The following is a 20,477-nucleotide window of genomic DNA, read 5'->3' as shown; positions in this document are numbered from 1 at the left end:
ATCAGGTAACCGGTCCGCGCGGCCCGCCTGCACCATCGGGGCGGTCAAGGCGACAGCGGCGACGCCCGCCTCGCCGCCCGCCGCGAGCCCCCACAGGACCGGCCGGCCGACGGCGACCGCGCTCGCGCCGAGGGCGAGCGCCTTCAGCACGTCCGAGCCGCGCCGCACGCCCCCGTCCATCAGCACGGGGACGGCCCCGGCCACGGCGGCCACGACGTCCGGGAGCGCGTCGAGCGAGGCGGGGACGCCGTCGAGCTGCCGGCCGCCGTGGTTGGAGACGATCAGCGCGGCCGCGCCGTGCTCCAGCGCCGGGCGGACGTCCGCCGGATGCAGGACGCCCTTCAGCACGATCGGGAGGTCCGTCATCTCCCGCAGCCGGTCGATGTGCGCCCAGGAGATCTCCGGCGACATCACGATCGGCCGTACCCGCCCGGTGCCGTCGCGCAGGTTCTCGCAGCGCAGCCCGTCCGGGAGGTCGTGGAAGCCGTGCCGCTCCTCCCGCCCGCGCACGCCCCGGGCGGGGGAGTCGACCGTGACGACCAGCGCCGTGCAGCCGGCCGCCTCGGCGCGCCGCACGACCGTCTCGGTGAAGGCCAGGTCCGGCTGGACGTAGAGCTGGAACCACAGCCGCGCCCGCGGGGCGGCCGCGGCCACCTCCTCGACCGCGACGGTCGCCGCCATGCTCACGATCATGATCGTTCCGGCGGCCGCGGCGGCCCGCGCCGTGGCGCGCTCGCCGGCGGGGTCGGCGAGCCGGTGGAAGGCGGTCGGCGCGACCAGGACGGGCAGGTCGGCGCGGGTGCCGAGCAGGTCGACGGCGGTCTGCGGCTCGCCCGCGCCGCGCAGGACGCGCGGCAGCAGCGCCAGCCGGCCGAACGCCGCCTCGTTGGCGCGCAGGGTCACCTCGCAGCCCGCCCCGCCCGCGAAGTAGGCGTAGTGGGCCGGGGCGAGGCGGGCGCGGGCGGTGGCCTCCATCACGCCGGTGACGGGACGGTCCGGGCGGCGAAGAAGGCCCTCAGCGGCTCGACGTGGACCTCCTGCGACGTCCATTCGTTCTCCAGGTTCTCGGTGATGTGGTGCACAGCCACCACGGCGCCGCCCCGGTGGTGCCGGACGACCGGGTGCAGGTAGTGCCCCTCGGCCGCGCGGGCCGGGTCGCTCTGCCGGATCCGGCCGAGGGTGATGTCGAACGGGTCGACCTTGTCGTGGTCGGGGCCGTACTCCAGCGTGATCGTGAAGTGGCCGCCGGCGCCGCCCTCCACGGGCGGCCCCTCCAGGTCGATGGGCAGTTCCTCCAGGTAGCGGGCGCCGCCCCGGCCGTCCGGCACGACGAAGTCGGCGAGCAGGCCGAACTGCTGCCAGAGCGCGGACGAGCGGTTGACCCGCTCCAGGACCGCCGCCGCGAGCGCCTCCGGCTCGGCCGCCACGTCGTGTCCCGGCCACGGCACCCCGTGGTGGCGGAGCTCCAGGAAGCGGTGCAGCGCCCGCGTGCCGTACCGGAAGCCGTGGATGAAGCCGCTGGTGCCGTGCTTGAAGTCGCGCGACTGCGTCAGCGTCCCGGCGAAGTACAGCCCGGGGACGTTCACCGACTCGTAGGCGGGGGTGAGCGCCGGGAACCGGTCCTGGATCACGAGGTCGGGACGGCAGCCCTCCTCGAAGATCGAGGCGTCGAACCGGAAGCCGGTGCACAGGATCACCCGGTCGTAGGGGATGTCCTTGGTGACCTCGTCGGCCCGGACGAAGGCGACCGTGACCAGGTAGGTGCCGTCGGCCTGACGCTCGATCCCGCGGACGTGCCCGTCCAGGATCGCGTTCTGCGCCTTGAGCTGGTAGGTGTCCAGGAAGTTGTTGTTGACGGCCCGCAGGTGCCCCACGTAGTGCGTCCGCCACGCCAGCCGGACCGGCGAGGGCCCCGCGACGTGCACGACGGCGGCGGTCTCCACCAGGTTGCCGGCCGTCTCGAACGCCGAGTTCCCCTTGCCGATGATCAGCACCCGCTTGTTGGTGTACACCGCCGGGTTGGTGGGCGCCGTGCCGTACGGCTCGGCGGTCTCGACGCCCGGGATCGCCGGGACGTTCGGCAGCGACACCCCGGTCGCGACGACCAGCCGCCGCGCCGCCCGGGTCCGGCCGTGGTCGTCGGTCACCTGGAACAGGCCGCCGGCGTCGCGGGAGACCGACTCGGCGCGGGTGTTGTAGACGATGTCCAGCCTGTTGGCGACCGCGAAGTCGGCCAGGTAACGCACCATGTCCTCGGCGGCGGGGAAGTACCGCTCGCTGTAGCGGGTGAACAGCAGGGACGGATCGTCCGACAGCAGCGAGTTCCAGTCCATCCGCAGGTTCAGCTCGGGATCGTCGGTCCCCGTGTACCGCTTGTTGTTGGAGATCATCGTCCGGTGGCGGGGGAACGTGCGGAAGAAGGTGCCCGGCGTCGGCCCCGCCTCCAATATCAGATACCGGCGCCCGGCCCGCCGCAGTGAGCAGCCGAGCTGCAGGCCCGCCGGGCCGGCGCCGATCACCAGGTAGTCCAGGGCCTCGTCCCGCATGGCGTCCTCCATCAGGCGGATCGGTTGTCGATCGGACGCCTCCGAGCGTGCCGCGCGTTTCTCAGAGGATGATCAGAGAAGGCGCGGCGCGTGCCGCGCGAGCAGCGCGTGCTTGTCGGGCTTGCCACTCGCGGCCACCGGGACGCCGGGCACGATCGTGATCGTGCGGGGCACGCTGTCCTCGCCCAGCTCCGCGCGGACCAGCTCGGCCAGCTCCGCGGCCAGCCGCGGCGCGAGCACCGCGCCGCGCGCCGCGCCCTGATCCGCCGCCGGCCCGGCGGCGCCCGCGGCGGGCACGACGAACGCGTGCACGGCCTCGCCGGTCCGCTCGTCCGGAGCCCCCACGACGTGCGCCTCCCCGACCTCGCGATGGGCGGCGAGCGCCCGTTCGATCGGCCCCGCGTACACCACCATCGCGTTCACCATGATCACGTCGCGGGTGCGGCCGGACAGGTGGAGCAGCCCGTCGCGGCCCCGGTGCCCGAGGTCCCTGGTGCGCAGCCAGCCGTCCCGCAGGGCCTCCCGGGTCTCCTCGGGACGCCGCCAGTAGCCCGCCATCAGGTACGGGCTCCGCACGTGGATCTCGCCGGTCACGCCGTCCGCGACCTCGGCGCCGCGCTCGTCGCGGACGCTGATCTCGACCCCCGGGTGCGGGCGGCCGACCGAGGCCAGGACGCCGGGCGCCCCGGCGGCGATGTCGGCGGGCGTCAGCACCGAGATCGACCCCGCCTCGGTCTGCCCGTACCCCTGGTAGACGACGGGGCCGAGCCGGTCGGCCGCCTCCGCCAGCCGGTGCGGGCCGATCGGCGACCCGGACACCATCAGCGCGCGCAGGTCCAGGTCGCCGCCCGCGCCGCCGCGCAGCGCGGCGAGCATCCCGTACAGCCGCGGGACGGTGATGATCGACCCGGTGATCCGGTGGCGCCGCAGCGCGTCGGGGAACAGGGGCCGGCCGTCGTCCTCGGGGATCACCGCCGTGCCGCCGCCGAGCAGGCAGGGCCCCAGGAACTCGAAGACCACCATGCTGGCCAGCGTGCCGAACAGCAGGTAGCGCTCGAAGCCGGCGGCCAGCTCCGCCGCCACCGGGGACCACACGGCGGGCTGCCAGGCCCAGTGCGCGGTGAGCGCCCCGTAGGTGATCGCGCATCCCTTCGGGCGCCCGGTGCTGCCGCTGGTGAAGGTCAGGGCCGCCACGTCCCCGGGACGGCCCGCGACGGCGACCTGCCGGGCCGCGCCGCCCCGGGCCAGCAGGTCGCGCGCGCCGGCGCACGGCCCGAGCGACAGCAGCGGGACGGCCCCCGCGGCCCGGGTCATCACCGGCCCGGCGGTCGTCCGGTCCACCAGCAGCGCGTCGGCGCCCGAACCGAGCACGTGCGCGAGCTGGGCGGCGGGGTAGCCGGGACGGACGCCCACGACGCGGCAGCCCAGCGCGTGCGCCGCCATGTGCGCGGCGAACGCCTCCGGCGACACCGCCGTGGCGATCGCCAGCCCGCGGCCCCGGCCGAGGCCCGCGCCGGCCAGCGACTCCGCCAGCCGCGCGATCATGTCCAGAACCTCGCCCCTGGTCACGCGCCGGGGACCGTGCTCGAACGCGACGGTCCCGGGCGAGGCCGCGAACGCCTCGAGCAGGGCGGAGGGAAACAGCGGGTCGGGCATCGTCGGGCTCCTCGGCGGTCGGGGTCCCCGGCCGTCCGGCTCCGGCGCGGCCGGGGAGGGGGTTGCCGGCGGCGGCCGATCGTCGTACAACCGGCTTGCCGTCACCGCGAAACTAGGCGGCCCGTATCAGAGGCGGATCAGAAGCGGAGCACAGCGTGAAGGTGATCGGCGCGGGTTTCGGCCGGACGGGCACGGCATCGCTGAAGGCGGCCCTGGAACTGCTCGGGGCGGGCCCCTGCTACCACATGTCGACCGTGATCGCCGAGCCGTACCGCGTCCGCCAGTGGTTCGAGGTGGCGGAGGGCCACGGCCCCGGCTGGGACGAGCTCTTCGCGGGCTTCGCCTCCGCCGTGGACTGGCCGGCCTCCGCGTACTGGCGGGAGCTGGCCGAGCACTACCCGGACGCCAAGGTGATCCTCACCGTCCGGGACCCGGAGCGATGGTGGGACAGCGTCAGCACCACCGTCTTCGCCGGCGCGGTGGCCGATCGCCGGCCGTCCGCGCGCCGCCGCGTGATCCGGTGGCTCGTGGCACGGCGGGCGCCGGACTTCGCCCTGTACCCGCGGATGGCGAGGGCCATCATCGTGGACCGGGTCTTCGGCGGCCGCGTCGACGACCGCGCGCACGTCCTCGCGGTCTTCGAGCGGCACGTCGAGCAGGTCACGGCCGCGCTCCCGGCCGACCGGCTGCTCGTCCACCGCGCCGCGGACGGCTGGGAACCGCTGTGCGCCTTCCTCGGCGTCCCCGTCCCGGACGTGCCCTACCCGCGGGCCAACGAGCGCGCGGCGTTCCGGCGCAAGCGCCCCGCCCGGCTGCTGCGCCTGATCGTGCGCGGCCGCTGACCCGCCGCCGGGACGCCCGCGCGGCACCACCACACCGGCACCGCCGCGCCGGCGCCGTGTGCCGTCACCGAGGGCGGCGCAGCCCCGCGATGAGGAGCCCGGCCAGCCGCCGCGCGTCGTAGCGGGGATCGCTGTCCGCGCCTATGCACAGGTTCCCGACGGCGCGCATGAGCTCGTAGGCCCCCACGTCGGAGCGGACCTCGCCCGAAGCCGCCGCGGCGTCGAGCAGCCGGGCGCACACGGGCACGAGGCGGTCGAGGAACGACGAGTGCAGCGCCTCGAACGCGGCGTCGTCGGAGCGCAGGACGGCGGCGAGCCCGTGCTTGGTGATCAGGAAGTCGGCGAAGAGGTCGATCCACCGCTCCAGTGCCGCATAGGGGGTCGGGCCGTCCTCCAGGAGCGCCGGACCGGCCTCGGCGCAGGCGTCCACCTGGTGCCGGTAGACGGCGATGATGAGATCGGCCCTGGTCGGGAAATGGCGGTAGATCGTGGCCGTCCCGACGCCGGCCCTGGCCGCGATGTCGCGCACCGGCGCGTCCACGCCCGACGCGACGAACGCCGCGGCGGCCGCGTCGAGCAGGGCCTTCTCGTTGCGCCGGGCGTCCGCCCGCTTGGGCCGGGCCGCGCGCTCGGCGCCCCGGTCGTCCTCGCCCATCCACCGCTCCTCTCCGGCCCGCCTTGCTAAACGGGACAAGGTTCCGTATCGTCAAACGGGACAAGGTCCCGCTTGCTCATCATGCCAGAGCGGGCCGCCGGCGACCAGGCCGCGGGCCCCGCCGCACGCCCCACCGAGACAGAGGAGACACGGTCATGCAGTACCGCACCCTGGGCCGCACCGGAGTACAGGTCGGCTCGCTCGCGCTCGGCGCGATGAACTTCGGCCGGATCGGGAGCACCGCCCAGGACGAGGCCACCGCCATCGTCGACGCCGCCCTCGAAGGCGGCGTCAACATCATCGACACCGCCGACATGTACGGCGCCGGCGAGTCGGAGGAGATGGTCGGCAAGGCCATCGCCGGCCGCCGGGACGACATCGTGCTGGCCACCAAGGCGGGCATGCCCATGGCCGACGAGCGCAACCACCGGGGAGGCTCGCGCCGCTGGCTGGTCACGGCGCTGGAGGACAGCCTGCGCCGTCTCGGCGTCGACCACGTCGACCTCTACCAGCTCCACCGCTGGGACCCGGCCACCAGTGACGAGGAGACCCTGTCGGCCCTGACCGACCTGCGGCGTTCGGGGAAGATCCGCTACTTCGGCTCCTCCACCTTCCCGGCGCATCGCATCGTGCAGGCCCAGTGGGCCGCCCGCGAACACCGCCTGGGCCGCTACGTGACCGAGCAGCCCAGCTACTCGATCCTGCAGCGCGGGATCGAGACCCACGTCCTGCCGGTGACCGAGGAGTACGGGCTCGGCGTGCTGGTGTGGAGCCCGCTGGCCTCGGGCTGGCTGTCGGGCGCGGTCCGCGCGGGCCGGGAGATCACCACCGCCCGCTCGGCGCGCATGCCGCAGCGCTTCGACACCGCCGTCCCGGCCAACCGGGCCAGGCTCGACGCCGTCGAGCGGCTGGCCGGGGTCGCCGCCGAGGCCGGCCTCACCCTGATCCAGCTCGCGCTCGGGTTCGTGACCGCGCACCCCGCCGTGACCAGCGCGATCGTCGGTCCCCGCACGCCGGAGCACCTGCGCGCGCAGCTCGCCGCCGCCGACACCGTGCTCTCCGCCGACGTCCTGGACGCGATCGACGCGATCGTCGCCCCCGGCACCGACCTCGCCCCGCACGAGAAGCACGACACCCCGCCCTCGCTGCTCGACCCGTCCCTGCGCCGCCGCTGACGCGGGACCGCCCGTCCCGTCCCGCCACCGCGGCGGGGCGACGCGGACCTGGGCCGTGCCGAGAGAACCGGTGGGGGAGCGCCACCCCTCCGAAGTGCTTTAAAACTGGACCATGAGCAGAACCGACTTCGCCGGGATCGCGTGCTCGATCGCCCGTTCCGCGGCGCTCGTGGGCGACCCCTGGGCGCTGCTGATCGTGCGCGACGTGGCGCTCGGCCTCCACCGTTTCGACGAGCTCCAGCGCGACCTGGGCGTGGCCACCAACGTGCTGAGCCACCGGCTCGAACGGCTGTCCGAGGGCGGGCTGCTGCGGCGCGAGCGGTACTCGGAGCGGCCCGACCGCTACGGCTACCACCTCACCGACAAGGGGCGGGACCTCGTGCCCGTCCTGCTCGCCCTGACCGCCTGGGGCGACCGCTGGGAGTCCGGCGACGCGGGGCCGCCGATGATCGTCCGGCACCGTAGCTGCGGCAACGCCGCGCATGCCGCCGTGACCTGCCCCGCGTGCGATGAGGAGCTCACCGCGGATCAGGTCGACTACGAGCCGGGCCCCGGCGGGCGCAGCGGGCCGGGCACGGCCCTGATCGCCGGCGTCCTCGTCGACCCGCCGTCCATGTCGCCGGCCGCCGCGAACGAGGAAGGCCACTAGAGCACCGGACCTCAACGCTCTCCCGACTCGCCTGAAAGCTACAAAGAAGTGTCGCCTGCGGCATTGGCCTGCTTCTCTCCGTATGGGTCGCGGGCCAGGCGAAATCTGTCCGCCGTCCCGCCGGTTCCGAGGGCTCCCGCACCACCGGCGAGGGATCGGATCGGCCGTGGCCGACGGCACGAAGGCGCCGTCCACGGTCCCCTTTCCAAAGCATTGCGAGGGCCGCCGTGCGGGCCTGGAATCGGGATCGCCGACCCTAAAGGGCGGTGGCCGGATACGGTCACGGGCATCCAAAGATTTCCTTGACGATAACTCGGAGCAATGATCAGTATGGAAGTGCGAGACATCCTCTCAATCCCACACAGAAAGGAATGTTCGTTTCGCGTCGGCCATCCTCTCGACGACCTTTGTAGATCACCTTGGTGATCAAATTCAGGTGCACGGCAATGTCACCGCAATGGGAGAGACGGAGACAGTCATGGCAGACAGCGGCGGTGCGGTCACCGACGAGCAGGTCCAGTCCAGGGTGAAGGAGCTCAAGGCCGCCCTGGAGAGCAGGAAACGAGAAGGGCTGGACCTGGAGGCGGGGCTGGACCTGGAGGCCGCGGCGCGGCGGGCGCTGGAGGCGCGCTCGCGTCCGGCTCCGGAACTCGACGAGACCGCACGGATCACCGCCGACACGCACGGGTTCCTGGACCTGCTGTACACGATCCATCTGAACTCGGGCGCCGTCGTGCTGCTCGACGGCGCGGCCAGCGCCTTCGAGAAGGTGCTGGCCGACGCCGTGTCGGACATCCCCGAACTCGAGGCCCTCTGGATTCCGCTCCTGGCCTTCCTCTACTCCGAAGTCAGCGCGATCGACGCCGTCGCGCAGGAGAGCGGCGCGGTCCAGCTCGACGGGGTCTTCCCGTCGCCGTTCCCCCTTCCGCTTCCCGAGGACCCCGGCTACTGGGACGACCACTGACCCCATCGGCGGTCAAGTGTCATCGGTCCTCGCGAAAAAGCACTTTTTCGCGAGGACCGAATCACGAGGCCACTCGGCACGACGACCTCGCCAGAATGGTGACCTGCCGCCATTTCCTGTTTCAGGGATCTGCAAAGTCGTGGGCATCGGCGGGTGCAGAATCCGGTTTCCAGTCCATGTCCACTTCCATGCCCACTGGATTGGCGCGAAGTCAGCCGGGGACCTGGCCCGGCCGGTCCGGGCCCCGCTTCTTCGGCGGCCGATAGGCGGCGGCCGTCGCACCGGCGTGCGACGTCACCTCGCCGCAGGCCCGTCAGGTGGTGTACCCGCCGTCCACGGCGAGGGCGGTGCCGGTGACATAGCGGCCGCCGGGACCGGCCAGGTAGGCCACCGCGGCGGCGATGTCCTCGGCCTCGCCGTAGCGTCCCAGGGCGGTGAGGGAACGCTGGAACCCGGCGGTCTCACCGTCGGCCGGGTTCATGTCGGTGTCGATCGGGCCCGGGTCCACGACCGTGGCGGTGATCCTCAGCGGCCCCAGCTCCCGGGCGAGGCCCTTGGTCAGCCCGATGAGCGCGGACTTGGCCATCGCCTGCAGCACGAAGTTCGCACCGGGAACGCGCCCGTTGAAGCACGAACCGATGCTGATGATCCGCCCGCCGTCGCCCATGTGCCGCGTCGCGGCCTGGACGGTCAGGAACACCGACCGAACGTCGACGGCCAGCACCCGGTCCAGTTCCGTGGCCGACACCTCCGCCAGGGGGCCGTAGGTGAGGAAACCCGCGTTGTTCACCAGGATGTCGATGCGGCCCAGTTCCCGTGCCGTCTGCTCCACCGCCGCAGCCGCGGCATCCGGTTCCGTGAGGTCGGCCTGCACGACCAGGGCCTTGCCGCCGTCCTCCTCGATCCGCCGGGCGACCTCGTGCGCCTGGTCCGCCCCCTTGACATAGGTCAGCGCGATCGCCGCCCCGTCCTCGGCCAGCCGCCTCGCGATCGCCGCGCCGATCCCGCGGCCGCCGCCGGTCACCAGCGCCACCTTGCCGGTCAGGTCGCTCATCGATGTCTCCTCCGTGGTACGCCCTGTTCGTCGTCCCGGCATGGTAGAAGTTGACATCAGTGTCAGATTCAAGCCGTCGTCATGCGAGGTGCGGGATGCGAATCGGCGAGCTGGCCCGCCGCAGCGGCGTGAGCGAACGTTCACTGCGCTACTACGAGGCGCAGGGACTGCTCCGCGCGGAGCGGACCCCCGGCGGCCACCGCGACTACGGCGAGTGGGCGGTCGACCGCGTCGTCCGGATCCAGACGCTCTACGCGGCGGGCCTGAACAGCAGGAAGATCGCGAAACTGCTGCCCTGCATGCGGGACGCCGACGGCGGCCCGAACGAGATCGCCACCCCGGAGCTGGTCAACGAGCTCGGCGCGGAGCGCGACCGCATCAACCGCATGATCACCGATCTGGTCCGCTCCCGCGACGTCCTGGACGAGGTGATCGTCACGGCGTCGGAGGCCGCGGCCGCCGGTCCGGCCCCGCTCGCCCGGCGACGCTGAGCACGGGTCCGGCCTAGCGCGACCTTCGCGGGGGCGAACCGCGAGTCCGGCGCCCGTCCGGGAAACGCGTCATTGGGCCTCCGCGGACCCCGCGGGGGCGACGACGTCATCGCCGAAGGCCGCGCCGAGCGCCTTCGCGATCAGATCCGGCAGCCGGGTCCGTCCGTCGTCCTCGGCCCAGCGCACCAGGGCCGTGTGCAGCGCCGCCAGGCTCGCCCCTGCCGCCGCTTGGGCCTGAAACGCGGAGTCGGGATCGCCAGCCTCGTCCCCGAGGGCGTCGACGATCGCCTGCTGCAGGGCGTAGTGGGCGTCCAGGTGCCGCGCCCGCAGGGCCGGTGTCGAGATCATGAGCTGGAGCCGGGCGAGCAGGAACCGCCTGTCCGCCGCGCCGTCTCCGTCGTCGTCTCCCTCGCCCGTCAGCGTCGCGGCCGAGTCGATGAGCGCGCGGCCGATGCGGCTGACCAGGGGCTGCCCCGCGGGCGTCGCGGTGATGCGCTCGGCGAGGATCCGGGCGTGCTGGTCGACGAGCACGAGGTCCTCCTTCGTGGGGAAGTGCCGGTAGACGGTCATGGGCGACACGCCCGCCGCCTCGGCGACGTCGGTCACCGTCGTGGCGCTGTACCCGCGCTCGGTGAACAGCCGGACCGCATGCCTCTGGATCATGCGCTGCGTCTCGGCTCGGCGTTGCTCCCGCAGGGTTGAGTGCTGCTCAGGCATGTGATAGACACTACCGCACTGGTAGTTACTACCAGATTGGGAGTCACTAACAAGGAAGGGTGGGCGACATGGGTGATCTGACCGGCAGGACGGCCCTGGTGACCGGCGCGTCGCGTGGCCTCGGGCAGGCGATCGCGGCCCGGCTGGCGGCGAAGGGAGCCGAGGTCATCGTGCATTTCGGCACGGACGCGAACGGCGCGGCGGCGACGGTCGCCGAGATCGGCCGCGCCGGCGGGACGGCGCTGGCCGTCCGAGCGGAACTGGGCACCGACGACGATGTCGAGACGCTCTTCGCGGGAGTCGAGGCCGGCCTGGCCGGGCGGCCGCTCGACATCCTCGTCAACAACGCCGCGGCCCCGCCCGGCGGGCCGCTCGCGACGACCACCCGAGCGGAGTTCGATCACCTCTTCGCGGTGAACGTGCGAGCGCCCTACTTCATCATCCAGCGCGCGTCGCCGCTGCTCCGCGACGGCGGCCGCATCGTCACGATCTCGTCCGTGGCGACGCGGATGGCCAACCACGCGCAGACGTCCTTCGCCATGACCAAGGGCGCGGTGGAGACGATGAGCATGACGCTGGCCAACGAACTCGGAGTCCGGGGGATCACCGTGAACGCCGTCGCCCCGGGCGCCACCCGCACGGCGACCAACGGGGCGACCTTCGAGACGCCGGGCCTGGCCGAGTTCATCGCCGCGTCGACCGCGCTCGGCCGCCTGGGCGGTCCCGACGACGTCGCCGACATCGTCGCCTTCCTCGCCTCCGACGCCGGGCGCTGGGTCACCGGTCAGGTCATCGACGCGAGCGGCGGCCTGTTCCTCGGCCCGCGCATCTGACCCGCCGCAGAGAGCGAGGGCCGCGAAGAGAAGGAAGGACGGCCGGCCTGAGATCACGTGGCCGCCGACCGGCCGAATACACACTGGAGGGCATCGGAGTGTGTATTGTGCTGGCATGGCTCGACTGAACATCACGCTTCCCGACGAGCTCGCCGCCACCCTGCAGGGGCTCGCCGAGGACAAGAAGATCCGCTCAGTCTCGGGGTTCCTGCAGGACGCCGCCCAGCTCAAGCTGGCCTACCTGCGCGACGCCACCACCGTCGACGAGCTGTTCGGACCGGCGAGCCCGGACGAGCAGGCGTTGGTCGAGCGCCTCATCGAGAGCGGCGCGCGGCACGACCGGAACGTTGCGTGATCACCGGTCACGTCGTCGACACGACCGCCCTGCTCGACCTGGCCACCGGCAAGACGGTCTACGTCCGGGCCCGGTTGCGCTCGTCCATCGCCACGCACGCCACCATCGTCATTCCGGCGGCGGCGCTCGCCCGCGCCTGGCAGCTCGTCCCCGACCACGGCCGCGCCGTCCTGGACCGGCTCCCCGGCATGCAGGTCGTCCACGTCGACGACCTGGACCACGTGATCGCCCAGCAGACCGGGCAGCTCACCGCCACCGTGCCCGACCTGTCGGTGGACGAGGCCCAGGCCGCGTGGTCGGCCCGGTGGCGCCGCTGGCCCCTGATCACCGCGACCCCCGACGCCTACAAGGCGGTGCCCGGCGTCAGGGTCGAGCAGATCCCCTGACCCGCGGGGCGGCCGGCCGCGCCGGACCCCCCGCCACGGGTCGCGGGCGCGCCACGCCCCCGTGTACGCCCACATCCACGACGCCCAGGCGACCGATCACTCGGCCTTGGCCGCTTCCAGGACGGGCACGGCCGCGGCCCGGCGCGCCGGCAGCGACGAGATCGCCAGCGTCGCCACCGCCGCGCCCGCCGCCACCAGCGGGAACAGCCACCACGGCGGATCCGGGCGCAGGAACGAACTGCCGGTCGCCACGTGCAGCAGCGCCAGCGTCCCGGTCGCGATCACGAGTCCGAGGATCGTGCCGAGGGCGACGACGGTCGCCCCCTCCCAGCGGACGATCGAGCGGATCTGCCTCATGGTCGCGCCCACGGCGCCGAGCAGCCCGAACTCCCGGGTGCGTTCGGCGACGCTCATCGACACCGTGGTCGCCATCCCGAACAGCGCGAGCAGCAGCGCCATGCCCACGAATCCCTGGGTCGCCCGCAGCGCGCGGGTGAGGGAGGCCGACGCCGCCTCCACGTACGCGTCCCGGTCGAGGACCCGCACGCCCGGCACCCCGGCCACGGCGCGCGCCAAGGCCCGCCGAGAACCGCCCCGCACCAGGACCGTCCGCGTCGCGGCGTTGGCGTCGAGCCGGTCCATCGTCGCGGGCGCCACGAGCGCCTGGTCGGCGAACACGTGAGAGGGGTCGTGGTAGGCGCCCGCCACCGTGAGCGCGACCCGGCCCTGAGCGCCCCGCACCACGATCTGCTGGCCGCGCCGGAGCCCCCGCTCCCTCATGACGGTCGATGACAGCGCGATCTGCCCCGGGCGCAGCGCGTCCGGCGGGCCGCCCAGCCGCAGGACCTCGCGCAGACCGGTCTGCTCGGCGCCGCTGACCAAGAGGCCGAACGGCTCCGGCTCCTCGTCCGGATCGAGCCGGCCCGGAGGCGAGACGAGCTTGACCTGGGTCTGGGTGAGGGCGGTCGCCCGGGACACCCCGGGGATGCGCGCCGGCAGGGACGCCACGTCCCGGGCCAGCGGAGCGGGCGCGCCCTCGGCCGTCTTGGCGGTCGAGGTGATCGCGTGCTCGGCCGCCATGACCTGCCGTCCCGCCTCCCGGAAACGGTCGTGCACCGACAGCGTGACCAGCGCCACCGAGGCGACCAGCGCGACGCTCACCATCAGCGACGAGGCGGCCGAGGAGACCCGGCGCGGGCTGCGGGTGATGGTGGCGTGCGCCAGCCGCCCCGTCTCCCCGCCGACGAGCGTCCCCAGACGGCCCACCAGCCCGCCCAGCGGCCCGACGAACAACGGGGTGAGGACGGCCAGCCCGGTCACGGCCGGCATCGAACCGAGAAGGACCATCAGCGCGACCCCGAACGTGCGGTCCGGGCCGGGCGGATCGCCGACGCGGACCGCGACCGCCACCGCGAACCAGAAGCCCGCACCGGCGAAGAGCGCGCACGCGGCCAGCAGCCGCGGCAGGCGGCGTTCTGGCGATTCGGTGACCGTGTCGCGCAACGCCTGAACGGGGGTGATGCCCGCCGCGCGGTGCGCCGCCCGCCACGCGGCCAGCTGGGTGACCAGGATTCCGGCCGCCGCGGGCACGGCCAGCGCGACCCAGCCGAACTGGGCGTCGGCGGCCGAGACGTCGAACCCGTCCCGCGCGAACAGCCGGATGATCAGCGCCGACAGCGGATAACCCGCCGCCACGCCGCCCACCGCGGCGATCGCGCCCATCACCAGCGCCTCCAGCCGGATCAGCCGTTTGAGCTGCCGCGGCGTGGCGCCGATCGCCCCGAGCAGCGCCAGCCGCCGGGTCCGCCGGCGCACCAGCGCGCCGAACGTGTTGGCCACCACGAACAGGCCGACGAAGATCGCCACGGAGGCGAGCATGCCGACCACGCCCGCGATCGAGGCGCCCTCGCCCGCCGCGGCGGCCGTCTGCGCGTCCCGGACCTCCTGGGCGGTGCGCACCGTGGCCGCGCCGCCCAGCTCCCCGGCCAGCTCGCCGCGCAGCCGATCGGCGGGCACGCCCGGCGCGGCCTTCACCCAGACGCCCTGCCAGGCGCCCGCGGGCAGCATCGCGGCGCGCCGCACGGTCTCGGGCGGGGCCAGCACCAGGTCTCCCGCGGCGACCGCGCCGTGACCCTGGACGGTCACGACCCCGGCGATGCGCACCCGGCGCGTCTGCCGGGGCAGCGTCAGCGTCATCGTGTCGCCGACGCGCAGCCTCCCGGCGCGCGACATGTGCCGGACGACCGCCACCTCGTCGTCGGCGGCGGGCGCGCGCCCCGCCTCCAGCCGGTAGGGGGTCAGGAGCGGGTCGGCGACCCAGGGGCGCAGCAGCGTACGGCCCTCGGCCGATGCCGTGATCGCCCGCCCGTCGGGACGGGCGGCCGTCACCGCCACCGCGGCGTCCCCGGCCGCCGCCGCCACCCTCGGCCGGGACACCACCTGGTCCAGGCGGATCCGGCCGTCGGGCGGCGCGTACGGGTCGTCCTCGTCCACCGACCCGCCCTGTACGAGCACGTCCGCGCGGAAATACTCGCTGGCGTCACCGCCGGCCACCGCCTCCTGCGCGCGCAGCGCGAACTGCAGCGAGCCCGCGATGAGCGCGATCGATCCCACGGCCGCCAGCAGCGTGGCGGCCAGCCGCGGCCAGCCCTCGGTGAACGAGCGGCGCGCGATGAGCCACATGGCGTTGCCCACGGCGTCATCCCTCCAGCCCGCGCATGCGGGCGTGCACGGCGTCGGTGGTGGGCCCCGCCAGCTCGTCGACGATCGTCCCGTCGGCGAGGAACAGCACCCGGTCGGCGTGCGCGGCGGCCACCGGATCGTGCGTCACCATGATCACCGTCTGCCGGTAGGAGTCGACGGCCGTGCGCAGGAAGCCCAGCACCTCGGCGCCGGAGGCCGAGTCCAGGTTGCCGGTCGGCTCGTCGGCGAACAGCACCTCCGGCCGGGTCAGCAGCGCCCGCGCCACGGCCACCCGCTGCTGCTGGCCGCCGGACATCTCGGCGGGCCGGTGACGCAGGCGTTCGCGCAGGCCGAGGGCGTCCACGATCGTGTCGAACCACCCCCGGTCCGGGTCGCGGCCCGCCAGCCGCCCGGTGAGCCGGATGTTCTCCTCGGCGGTCAGCATCGGCAGCAGGTTGAACGACTGGAAGACGAACCCCAGCCGGTCGCGGCGCAGCTCGGTGAGCCGGGTCCGCGAGAGGCCGGTGATGTCGACCTCGCCGATGACGACGGTGCCGGAGGTCACGGCGTCCAGTCCGGCCAGGCAATGCAGGAAGGTCGACTTCCCCGACCCGGACGGTCCCATGATCGCGGTGAACTGGCCCCGGGCGAACACCGCCGAGACTCCGCGCAGCGCGGCCACCGCACCGTCACCGGCACCATAGGTCTTGACCACGTCGTCCGCGGTCATGACCTGGTCGCGGACGCGCTCATCCCGCGGGGCCCCGATCATCGCCGCGCTCCCGCGAGGCGGGGGAACAGGCGCAGCGCGTTGTCCCGGGCGATGAGCCGGCGCGCGCGGTCGTCCAGGCCGGGGTCGCGGTCGAGGTCGGCGGTGTTGCGGGTCACCTCGCGGGCGGAGTTGGAGGGCCAGTCGGTGCCGAACAGCACGCGCTCGGCGCCGACCGCGCCGAGCAGCGTCGGGGTGGCGTACGGGGACATCGGCAGCGCCGTGTCGTAGTAGAAGCGTCGCAGCGCCCGCCGGAACTTCGCCGGGTCGGGCCCGTCCTCGTCCTCCCTGCCCCAGCGCTCGACGCGGCCGGCCATGTACGGCAGGAACCCGCCCCCGTGGGACAAGATGATCGACAGCCGGCGGTACCGGTCCAGGGCCCCGGAGGCGATCAGGCTGAGCGCGGTGCGGGTGGTGTCCAGCAGGAAGTCGCCGAGCCAGTCTCCCACCTCGGGCACCTTCACGATCCCCTTGGGCGAGAACGGGTGGGTGAACACGACGGCGCCGCGGCGGTCGAGCTCGGCCAGCAGCGGGTCGAACGCGCGGTCGCCGAGGTAGCGCCCGCCGGCCGAGGTGTTGAGCAGCACCCCGTCGGCGCCCAGCTCGTCCAGCGCGTACGCGATCTGCTTGAGCGCCAGGTCCGGGTGGAGCATGGCCACGTTGGCGAAGAAGCCGAACCGGGTGGGCTGTTCGCGCACCAGCTCGGCGAGTGACTCGTTGCACTCGGGCACGCCCGACTCGGCGACCTTGCGGTCCGCGAACACCTCGGCCGGTATGGGCGCGGAGGCCACTCCCACGGCGATGCCGTTGGCCTCCATGGTCGCCAGCGTGCCCAGCAGGGTCCAGTTGGCCCAGGAGGGACCGCCGGTGGGCGGGATGATGCGCTGGGCGATCGCCCATTCCCGCATCCTCTTCGGCAAGGCGTGGTGGTGGGTGTCGATCCGTGCGTGCGAGGGGCGGCGAGGGCTCGCGGCGGCGCCGCGCGCCGACAGCGGCACGGGCGCGGCGCCGGCCGCCGCCACCAGGCCGCTCGCGGCGGTCAGCTTGAGCGTGCCCCGGCGGGTCAGCTCGGGCATGGGCGTCTCCTGGTCGGTCGAGAGATTGTGCAGCTGAGATAATCTCAACTGAGACTATATCAGGTGGCATTAGACTGAGGGCATGCTCGATGACCTGCTCGAACGCCTCCTGGCCGGGGACGGCGGCCCGGCCGCCGATCACGCTGGATTCGGCATGCTGCTGGCCGAGGCCCACAACCGGAGCCGGGCGCGCGCGAACCAGGCGCTGAGCCCGCTGGGCATCACCGTCCGCGGCCTCGTCGTGCTGCTCGCGCTGCCGATGTACGGCCCGGTCAACCAGCGGGACCTGATCGGCCACATCGGCATCGACAAGTCCACGATGGTCCGGCTCATCGACGAACTGGAGGAGGCGGGGCTGGTCTCGCGCGAGCGGGCGCCGCAGGACCGGCGCGCGTACCTCATCGTGCTGACGCCCCGCGGCGAGCGGGTTCTGGCCGAGGCGCGGCGGCTCTTCGAAGAGGCGAACGCGCACATCTTCGGCAGCTTCACCGAGGCCGAACGCCGGCAACTCGTCGATCTGCTGCGCCGCCTGATCGAGCAGCAGGCCGCCCCGCCCCTGTCGGACGTCCCTCACCCGCGATGATCGTCCGACTGCCCGTCCGAGCCGGGTGATCTTGGGGTGGGGGAGAGGGGCTACGCGCCCGAGCCGCGCTGAGGTGCTTCCGGGGCGTCCTGCTGAGCGGCGGCGAAGGCGTTCAACTGGTCCAGGGACCAGGTCAGGCGCCCGGCCCGCAGATCGTCGGCCACCGAGGTCAGCCACCGCTTCTCGGCGGCGGTGACGGCGCGGACGTACTCGGTTTCGAGCACGGAGATCCGTGGCAGCCCCTGCTCCGCCTGGGCCGCGAGACCGGCATCGAGCCTGGCCAGCGTCTGGTCGAGGATGTTCGCGCGCCGCTCCAGCGCGCCGAGAATCTCCTCCGGATCGAGCAGGAGCAGGTGTGACAGCGCCGCCGGGAACTCGGGGAACTCCTGCTTGGGCTCGCTCAGCATCTGGCGCAGCCACTGGCGGGCGACGTCGCGCCCGGCGTCGGTGATCTCGTACACCGTCCGCTCGGGATAGGCGTGGTCGCGTTCGGTGTCCCGGACGCCGATCAGGCCCGCCGCCTGCAGCCGGTCGATCGTGCGGTAGAGGCTCGCGCGCTGGTTGACGTTGACGACCTGGTCCTTGCCCCACTGCCTGATCAGCCGCTGGACGCCGTAGGGGTGCAGCGGCCCGTGGTGCAGCAGGGCCAGCACCGTGAGGGCGAGCGGAGAGCTGCGAACGGGACTGCTCATGCCCTCAACCATGCCTCAAAGCCACTAGTTGACGCAACACTAGTTTCAGTGCGACTATGCGCCGACTGAGAGGAGATCGAGATGACCGGGATCAAGAGGGCACTGGTGATCGGGGGCGGCATCGCCGGGCCGGTGACGGCGCTGGCGCTGCGCAAGGCGGGCATCGAGACGACCGTGTACGAGGCTCACCCGTCCGCCGCCGACGGCTTGGGCGCGATGCTGACCGTGGCGCCCAACGGGCTGGACGCGCTGCGGATCGTCGGCGCGGACCAGGCGGTGGCGGCCGTCAGCCACCCGGTGCCCGGCGTGGTGATGGCCGACGGCGCCGGAAACGTGCTCACCGAGTTCGCGGGCTTCCCCGAACTGCCCGCGACCAGGGCGATGGCGCGCGCCGACCTGTTCCGGGCGCTGGCCGGCCACGCGGTGGCCGAGGGCGTGCGGATCGAGTACGGCAGGCGGCTCGTCGCCGCCACCGACACGGGCGACGAGGTCACCGCCCACTTCGCCGACGGCGGCACCGCGACCGGCGACGTGCTGATCGGCGCCGATGGCATTCGCTCCACCGTGCGTTCCCTCATCGACCCCGGAGCGCCCGGTCCGGCCTACGGCGGCGTGCTGAGCTTCGGCGGTCCCGCCGTCGGCAGCGACGTGCAGACCAGGCCGGGCATGATGCACTTCGCCTTCGGCAAGGCGTTCCTCGGCTACTGGACCACGCCGGACGGCCGCGTCATCTGGTTCGGCAGCCTGCCCCGCCAAGAGCCGATGTCGGCCGCCGAGGTCCGCGAGGTGCCCGCCGCCGACTGGCTGGCGCGGCTGCGCGAGCTGTACGCGGGCCACGTGCCCGGCCAGGCCCTGCTGGAGCACACCGACCCGGGCGAGATGTACGTCGTGGGCCCCATGGAGTACATGCCGGACGTCCCGCACTGGCACCGCGGCCGCATGGTGCTCGTCGGCGACTCGGCGCACGCCCCCTCCTCCACCTCCGGACAGGGCGCGTCCATCACCGCCGAGAGCGCGATCGAGCTCGCCCGCTGCCTGCGCGACCTGCCCGACGTCACCTCCGCGTTCACCGCCTACGAGGGCCTGCGCCGCCCCCGCGTCGCGGCGATCACCGGTGACGCCGCCGCCAAGAACAAGGCCAAGGCGGGCCGGACCGAAATCGAACCGGGCCAGTCCGCAGGACGGCCCGCCTTCCCGACACCCGAGCAGATGTTCGCGCCGGTGCACCGGCACCACATCGACTGGGACCAAACGGTCGTCCCGTAGCGGCTCCTCGATGACGCCCCGCACCGGCCATGCCGAAACCGCCGAGCGGCGCGTCGCCGCTGTCGCCTTGACCGCCCCGATGGTGCAGGCGGGCCGCGCGGACCGGTTACCTGATCCGCCTGGTCATAGGATCGGTGGTATGGCGACGAGGCTTGTGCAGATCCATATGAAAGCCGAGGATGACTCTGAAATCGGCCGGTTTTGGGCGCAGGCACTCGGCTGGGGCATCTCCAGCGAAGGGCCCGGGGTGACCAACCTTGAACCTGAGGGCTTTGTCTATCCCGACCCCGCCGCCGTTTGCGTCGACGTCGTCCGCGACCCGGAACCCAAAACGGTGAAGAACCGCGTGCACATCGACCTCGCCACCACCTCAGCGGCCCACCAGTCCGACCTCGTCACGCGCCTGCGGGCCCTTGGGGCGACGCCTGTCGACCTTGGCCAGGGCGACGTCCCGTGGACGGTCCTCGCCGACCCGGAGGGCAACGAATTCTGCGTCCTGGAGCCTCGATCGATTTACCGGGACACCGGGCCGATCGCCGCGGTGGCGGTCGATTGCGCCGATCCTCGGGCCATGGCCCGGTTCTGGAACGAGGCGATGGACTGGACCCTGCACGAGGTGACCGATGATCACGCGGCGCTGCGCTCGGCTCAGGGTGTCGGGCCGTTTCTGGAGTTCCTCCGCACTCCCGACGTCAAGACCGTGAAGAACCGCGTCCATCTCGATCTGCGGCCGTACCCGGGTGACGACCAGACGGCGGAGGCGACGCGGCTGCGGGCTCTCGGCGCCACCGACATCGACGTCGGTCAGGGGGACGTCCCGTGGACGGTCCTCGCCGACCCGGAGGGCAACGAGTTCTGCGTCCTCACCCCGCGCTGACGCGGAGCCTTGCCGACCCTCACCTCAGCGACGGCTACCGGCCAGGGCCTCGACGAGACCGTCGCCTTGGGCGCTGAGGGTGTCCCGGTAGCATTGACCGAGTTTCGGTGGAAACCCCTGTGGGTCTTCCTTCCGTGTTCCCGTAGGTAGCCTGCGACCCATCGCAGTGAAGACAGAGGACAGACCGCGTGACCCCGCCTGCTCTTTAG

At 73.2% G+C, this 20,477-nt stretch carries 21 protein-coding genes; 11 read left to right on the top strand and 10 right to left on the bottom strand.

All coding sequences use genetic code 11. The features are described from left to right. From E1291_RS13765 to E1291_RS13755, 3 genes are all read right to left on the bottom strand, one after another. A partial coding sequence (locus E1291_RS13765) for an alpha-hydroxy acid oxidase (protein WP_131738177.1) occupies positions 1 to 975 on the bottom strand: 975 nt, incomplete at its 3' end. Then, positions 975 to 2,546 (bottom strand): NAD(P)-binding domain-containing protein, encoded by a 1,572-nt coding sequence (locus E1291_RS13760; RefSeq protein ID WP_131738174.1) that lies wholly within the window; start codon positions 2,544 to 2,546, stop codon positions 975 to 977. The genes E1291_RS13765 and E1291_RS13760, both read right to left, overlap by 1 nt. A gap of 72 nt (positions 2,547 to 2,618) precedes the next feature. After that, a complete protein-coding gene (locus E1291_RS13755) occupies positions 2,619 to 4,202 on the bottom strand; it encodes a class I adenylate-forming enzyme family protein (RefSeq protein ID WP_131738173.1) in 1,584 nt (527 codons plus the stop codon). Between the two features lie 155 nt (positions 4,203 to 4,357). On the opposite strand from E1291_RS13755, the gene E1291_RS13750 reads away from it, so the two are divergent. Beyond that, positions 4,358 to 5,044 (top strand): sulfotransferase family protein, encoded by a 687-nt coding sequence (locus tag E1291_RS13750; RefSeq protein ID WP_131738172.1) that lies wholly within the window; start codon positions 4,358 to 4,360, stop codon positions 5,042 to 5,044. A 64-nt stretch (positions 5,045 to 5,108) separates the two neighbouring features. Here the strand turns inward: E1291_RS13750 and E1291_RS13745 are convergent, their stop codons facing one another. After that, a complete protein-coding gene (locus tag E1291_RS13745) occupies positions 5,109 to 5,699 on the bottom strand; it encodes a TetR/AcrR family transcriptional regulator (protein WP_131738171.1) in 591 nt (196 codons plus the stop codon). A gap of 155 nt (positions 5,700 to 5,854) precedes the next feature. Between E1291_RS13745 and E1291_RS13740 the strand changes: the two genes are divergently transcribed. The 3 genes from E1291_RS13740 (at position 5,855) to E1291_RS13730 (ending at position 8,487) form a co-directional block, all read left to right on the top strand. Then, positions 5,855 to 6,874 (top strand): aldo/keto reductase, encoded by a 1,020-nt coding sequence (locus E1291_RS13740; RefSeq protein ID WP_131738170.1) that lies wholly within the window; start codon positions 5,855 to 5,857, stop codon positions 6,872 to 6,874. A gap of 112 nt (positions 6,875 to 6,986) precedes the next feature. Continuing rightward, positions 6,987 to 7,523 carry a winged helix-turn-helix transcriptional regulator gene (locus E1291_RS13735; protein ID WP_131738169.1) on the top strand — a complete coding sequence of 179 codons (537 nt, stop codon included), beginning with the start codon at positions 6,987 to 6,989 and terminating at the stop codon, positions 7,521 to 7,523. 478 nt (positions 7,524 to 8,001) lie between these two features. Next, positions 8,002 to 8,487, top strand: coding sequence for a hypothetical protein (locus tag E1291_RS13730; RefSeq protein ID WP_131738168.1), 486 nt, complete (start codon positions 8,002 to 8,004; stop codon positions 8,485 to 8,487). Positions 8,488 to 8,800: 313 nt separating this feature from the next. Here E1291_RS13730 and E1291_RS13725 read toward each other — a convergent pair whose 3' ends face one another. After that, positions 8,801 to 9,541 carry an SDR family NAD(P)-dependent oxidoreductase gene (locus tag E1291_RS13725; RefSeq protein WP_131738167.1) on the bottom strand — a complete coding sequence of 247 codons (741 nt, stop codon included), beginning with the start codon at positions 9,539 to 9,541 and terminating at the stop codon, positions 8,801 to 8,803. A gap of 95 nt (positions 9,542 to 9,636) precedes the next feature. On the opposite strand from E1291_RS13725, the gene E1291_RS13720 reads away from it, so the two are divergent. Then, on the top strand, positions 9,637 to 10,032 hold the full coding sequence (locus E1291_RS13720; protein WP_131738166.1) for a MerR family transcriptional regulator: 396 nt from the start codon (positions 9,637 to 9,639) through the stop codon (positions 10,030 to 10,032). A gap of 69 nt (positions 10,033 to 10,101) precedes the next feature. Here the strand turns inward: E1291_RS13720 and E1291_RS13715 are convergent, their stop codons facing one another. Next, positions 10,102 to 10,749: a TetR/AcrR family transcriptional regulator gene (locus E1291_RS13715; protein WP_131738165.1), complete on the bottom strand. Its 648-nt coding sequence runs from the start codon at positions 10,747 to 10,749 to the stop codon at positions 10,102 to 10,104. Positions 10,750 to 10,817: 68 nt separating this feature from the next. Here E1291_RS13715 and E1291_RS13710 point away from each other — a divergent pair, with 68 nt between their 5' ends. The 3 genes from E1291_RS13710 (at position 10,818) to E1291_RS13700 (ending at position 12,323) form a co-directional block, all read left to right on the top strand. Next, the gene (locus tag E1291_RS13710) at positions 10,818 to 11,582 is read left to right on the top strand and encodes an SDR family oxidoreductase (RefSeq protein ID WP_131738164.1); all 765 of its coding nucleotides are present in this window, start codon (positions 10,818 to 10,820) and stop codon (positions 11,580 to 11,582) included. Between the two features lie 115 nt (positions 11,583 to 11,697). After that, positions 11,698 to 11,937 (top strand): ribbon-helix-helix domain-containing protein, encoded by a 240-nt coding sequence (locus tag E1291_RS13705; RefSeq protein ID WP_131738163.1) that lies wholly within the window; start codon positions 11,698 to 11,700, stop codon positions 11,935 to 11,937. After that, the gene (locus E1291_RS13700) at positions 11,934 to 12,323 is read left to right on the top strand and encodes a hypothetical protein (RefSeq protein ID WP_131738162.1); all 390 of its coding nucleotides are present in this window, start codon (positions 11,934 to 11,936) and stop codon (positions 12,321 to 12,323) included. Before E1291_RS13705 ends, E1291_RS13700 begins: the two co-directional genes overlap by 4 nt. A gap of 96 nt (positions 12,324 to 12,419) precedes the next feature. Here the strand turns inward: E1291_RS13700 and E1291_RS13695 are convergent, their stop codons facing one another. From E1291_RS13695 to E1291_RS13685, 3 genes are read right to left on the bottom strand one after another with little or no spacing between them, the layout of a single operon-like run. Beyond that, positions 12,420 to 15,017 (bottom strand): FtsX-like permease family protein, encoded by a 2,598-nt coding sequence (locus tag E1291_RS13695; protein WP_131738161.1) that lies wholly within the window; start codon positions 15,015 to 15,017, stop codon positions 12,420 to 12,422. A 4-nt stretch (positions 15,018 to 15,021) separates the two neighbouring features. Next, positions 15,022 to 15,777 (bottom strand): ABC transporter ATP-binding protein, encoded by a 756-nt coding sequence (locus tag E1291_RS13690; protein WP_131738160.1) that lies wholly within the window; start codon positions 15,775 to 15,777, stop codon positions 15,022 to 15,024. Then, on the bottom strand, positions 15,774 to 16,850 hold the full coding sequence (locus E1291_RS13685) for an amidohydrolase family protein (RefSeq protein ID WP_131738159.1): 1,077 nt from the start codon (positions 16,848 to 16,850) through the stop codon (positions 15,774 to 15,776). Before E1291_RS13685 ends, E1291_RS13690 begins: the two co-directional genes overlap by 4 nt. 82 nt (positions 16,851 to 16,932) lie before the next feature. On the opposite strand from E1291_RS13685, the gene E1291_RS13680 reads away from it, so the two are divergent. Further along, on the top strand, positions 16,933 to 17,433 hold the full coding sequence (locus tag E1291_RS13680; RefSeq protein ID WP_131738158.1) for a MarR family winged helix-turn-helix transcriptional regulator: 501 nt from the start codon (positions 16,933 to 16,935) through the stop codon (positions 17,431 to 17,433). A 50-nt stretch (positions 17,434 to 17,483) separates the two neighbouring features. On the opposite strand, the gene E1291_RS13675 is transcribed toward E1291_RS13680, so the two are convergent. Beyond that, the gene (locus tag E1291_RS13675; protein ID WP_131738157.1) at positions 17,484 to 18,125 is read right to left on the bottom strand and encodes a PadR family transcriptional regulator; all 642 of its coding nucleotides are present in this window, start codon (positions 18,123 to 18,125) and stop codon (positions 17,484 to 17,486) included. A gap of 81 nt (positions 18,126 to 18,206) precedes the next feature. Between E1291_RS13675 and E1291_RS13670 the strand changes: the two genes are divergently transcribed. Then, positions 18,207 to 19,391: an FAD-dependent monooxygenase gene (locus E1291_RS13670; RefSeq protein ID WP_131738156.1), complete on the top strand. Its 1,185-nt coding sequence runs from the start codon at positions 18,207 to 18,209 to the stop codon at positions 19,389 to 19,391. A 139-nt stretch (positions 19,392 to 19,530) separates the two neighbouring features. Further along, positions 19,531 to 20,268: a VOC family protein gene (locus tag E1291_RS13665; protein WP_131738176.1), complete on the top strand. Its 738-nt coding sequence runs from the start codon at positions 19,531 to 19,533 to the stop codon at positions 20,266 to 20,268. Positions 20,269 to 20,477 lie beyond the last annotated feature (209 nt).

Source organism: Actinomadura roseirufa, from assembly GCF_900659635.1.
GTDB lineage: Bacteria > Actinomycetota > Actinomycetes > Streptosporangiales > Streptosporangiaceae > Spirillospora > Spirillospora roseirufa.
The sequence above is the reverse complement of the archived record's forward strand: the minus strand, read 5'-3'. Positions and strand labels throughout refer to the sequence as shown.